The 2837-nt window shown below is 73.0% G+C and carries 4 protein-coding genes; 2 read left to right on the top strand and 2 right to left on the bottom strand.

Annotated features, from left to right (window positions below; all coding sequences use genetic code 11):
* Both JNL41_RS00540 and JNL41_RS00535 read right to left on the bottom strand, forming a co-directional pair.
* The coding region (locus tag JNL41_RS00540; protein WP_293472158.1) for an AAA family ATPase at positions 1–196 on the bottom strand (196 nt) is incomplete at its 3' end.
* A 38-nt stretch (positions 197–234) separates the two neighbouring features.
* On the bottom strand, positions 235–795 hold the full coding sequence (locus JNL41_RS00535; RefSeq protein ID WP_293472156.1) for a metallophosphoesterase family protein: 561 nt from the start codon (positions 793–795) through the stop codon (positions 235–237).
* Positions 796–910: 115 nt separating this feature from the next.
* Between JNL41_RS00535 and JNL41_RS00530 the strand changes: the two genes are divergently transcribed.
* Entirely contained in the window at positions 911–1720 is an 810-nt protein-coding gene (locus JNL41_RS00530; protein WP_293472154.1) for an isocitrate lyase/phosphoenolpyruvate mutase family protein, read from the top strand.
* A 73-nt stretch (positions 1721–1793) separates the two neighbouring features.
* On the top strand, positions 1794–2837 hold a 1044-nt coding region (locus JNL41_RS00525; protein ID WP_293472152.1), incomplete at its 3' end, for a tetratricopeptide repeat protein.

The raw sequence follows: 2837 nt of genomic DNA, 5'->3' as shown, positions 1-2837 counted from the left end.
GCCGGCCCACCTCGGCAAGGCTCGATCCCCGCAGGCCACGCCCCGGGATCAGGAAGCTCACCGCCTCCAGCAGGTTCGTCTTTCCCGCCCCGTTCGGCCCGGACAGCCACACCGGCCGCCCGTCGAGCGGAAGCTCAGCGGTCACGTAGCTGCGGAAGTCGGTGAGGGAGAGGCGCGTCAGGGCGGTGGCGGTCACGAGCGCGGTCTTAGCGGGTTCCGCCGGGCGGGCGAAGCCTAGGCGACCCAGATGACCTGGCCGTAGCAGCCGTCGGCCGTCACCTTCAGGCGCAGGAAGCTCGGGCGCTCCCCCTCGGCCGGCAGCACCGCGCTGCCCGGGTTCAGCGCCGAGCCCCTGGGCCCGAACTTCGTTTCCTCGGCCTTGTGGGTGTTAGCGTGCAGCAGGATGTCGACGTGATATCCGAAAAGGCGGCGCGACACCTCGGCGGCATTGTCGGCGGCGACGAACGGATCGGCGGACGCCGCCAGCCCTGCCGTGCAGGCGTCGAACACGCAGCCGATGTGGTAGCGCCCCTCGCCGAGCACGAGGACGTCGCGGCGCGTGCGCAGGTCCTCCTCGTCGTCGCGGCCACACACGCCGAGGACCGGCGCGATCTCCTGCAACTGATCCAACCCCGCCTTCTCACCCATGTCGCCCAGGGTGACGATCAGGTCCGCACCGTACAGACGCGGGAACAGCGCTGGCGGGAACTGCGGCCCGCCCTCATGGATGTGACAGTCGGCGAGGACCGCGATGTTGGTCCCCTCGCCCTTCATCCGCCAGACCGAGTCCGACATGGCGTCACCTCCCCTCACCGGCATTATCCGTTCATGTCCGGATTCCGCCAGCGGATGTCACAGGCGACCCCATATCTGCGTCCTGAAGGGTGCATCCGGGACCAGAGGGAATGACATGAGCCAGGCCGCCAGAGCCCAAACCTTCCACCGCCTGCACGAAGGGCCCGACGTGCTGGTCCTGGCCAATGTCTGGGACGCGGCCTCGGCCGCCACGGTCGCCGACGCCGGCGCGCAGGCGCTCGCCACCTCGTCGGCCGCCGTCGCCTGGGCGCACGGGTGGCCCGACGGCGACATCCTGGCCGTCGACACCACCTGCGCGACGGTCGGCGAGATCGTGCGCATCACCGACCTGCCGGTGAGCTGCGACTTCGAGGGCGGGTTCACGGACGACCTCGACGAGCTCGCCGCCAACATCGGCCGGGTGATCGCCGCCGGCGCCGTGGGCATCAACTTCGAGGACGGCGGTCGCGACCCCGACCTGCACGCCCGCAAGGTCGCGGTCGCCCGCGCCGCGGCCGAGAAGGCCGGCGTCGACCTCTTCATCAACGCCCGCACGGACGTCTACCTGAAGCGCCTGGCCGAGGGCGACGCCGCCGAGACCGAGGCGATCCGGCGCGGCCGGCTCTACGCCGACGCCGGCGCGAGCGGCGTGTTCGTGCCCGGCGCCGCCGACCCCGAGCTGATCCGCCGCCTGGCCGCGGCGATCCCGCGGCCGCTGAACGTCATGGCCTGGCCGGGCGTGCCCGACGCGAAGACGCTCGCGGGCCTCGGCGCGCGGCGGCTGTCGGCCGGGACGGCGACCTTCGGGGCCGCCTTCGCGGCGCTCGCCAGGGCGGCCGCGGGGTTCCTGGCGACCGGCGACGTGAACGCCCTGGGCGCGGCGGGCCAGGGCGCGCCAGCCCTGCAGAAGCGGTTCTCGGCCTGAGCCCCGCAGCGCGGAAGGGCCCCTGCCGGGGGCCCGGTATGGCGCCACCGCGTCCGCGCCCTATGCTGCGCGCATGAGCACTTTCCCACCGATCGGGACCGCAGCCGCGGCCGATCCGGCGCACGTCCTCGCCGAAGCCCTGTCGTTCGAGATGCGGTCGCGCCTCGCCGAAGCCGAGGGGCTCTGCCGCGAGGCGCTGCGGCTCGACCCGGCCTCGCTGCAGGGCTGGCATCAGTTGGGCCGGGTGCTGGAGCGCCGCGGCCGGCTCGGCGACGCCGAGGCCGCATTCCGGCGCGTGCTCGACCTGGCGCCCGGCGCGCCGTCCACCGCGCTCGAGCTGGGGCAGCTCCTGCTCAGCCAGGGCCGATACGACGAGGGCTTCGCCCACTTCGAGGGCCGCTTCGGACTGACGCCGGCGCGGGCCAAGCCTGCGCTGCCCTTTCCCGAGTGGCGGGGCGAGGACGTCGCCGGCAAGAAGCTCCTGATCTGGATCGAGCAGGGATACGGCGACCAGATCCAGTTCGCGCGGTTCGCGCCGCGGCTGAAGGCCATGGGCGCGGACGTGACCCTGCTCTGCCTGCAACCGCTGGAGCGGCTCTTCGCGGCCAACCTGGGCGTGCGCGTCATCGCTACATCGGGCGCCGTCGAGTTCCCGGACCCCGACTACTGGGTCATGGCCTGCTCGATCGCGTGGCGGCTCGGCATCGGTCCCGAGGACATTCCGGCCGCGCCGTACCTGCGTCCCATCGGAGAAGTCCAGCTCGGCGACTGGCGTCCGGGCGAGTTCAGGGTCGGCCTGATGGCGCGCGGCAATCCGGGGCACGCGAACGACGCCAACCGCTCGCTTCCGGCCGACCAGGCGGCGCGGCTGGCGCAGATGCCCGCGCGCGTCGTCGACCTGGACCCCGCCAGCACCGGCGCCCGCGACTTCGCCGACACCGCCGCGCTGATCGACCAGCTCGACCTGGTGGTGTCAGTGGACACGTCGGTCGCCCACCTTGCGGGGGCGATGGGCAAGCCCTGCTGGGTGCTGCTGCCGGCGATCGGCTGCGACTGGCGCTGGTTCCGCGACCGCACCGACTCGCCCTGGTATCCGACCCTGCGCCTCTACCGCCAG

The organism is Phenylobacterium sp., assembly GCF_016793285.1.
GTDB lineage: Bacteria > Pseudomonadota > Alphaproteobacteria > Caulobacterales > Caulobacteraceae > Phenylobacterium.
Note: the sequence above shows the minus strand (reverse complement) of the source record. Positions and strands in the feature narration are given on the sequence as shown.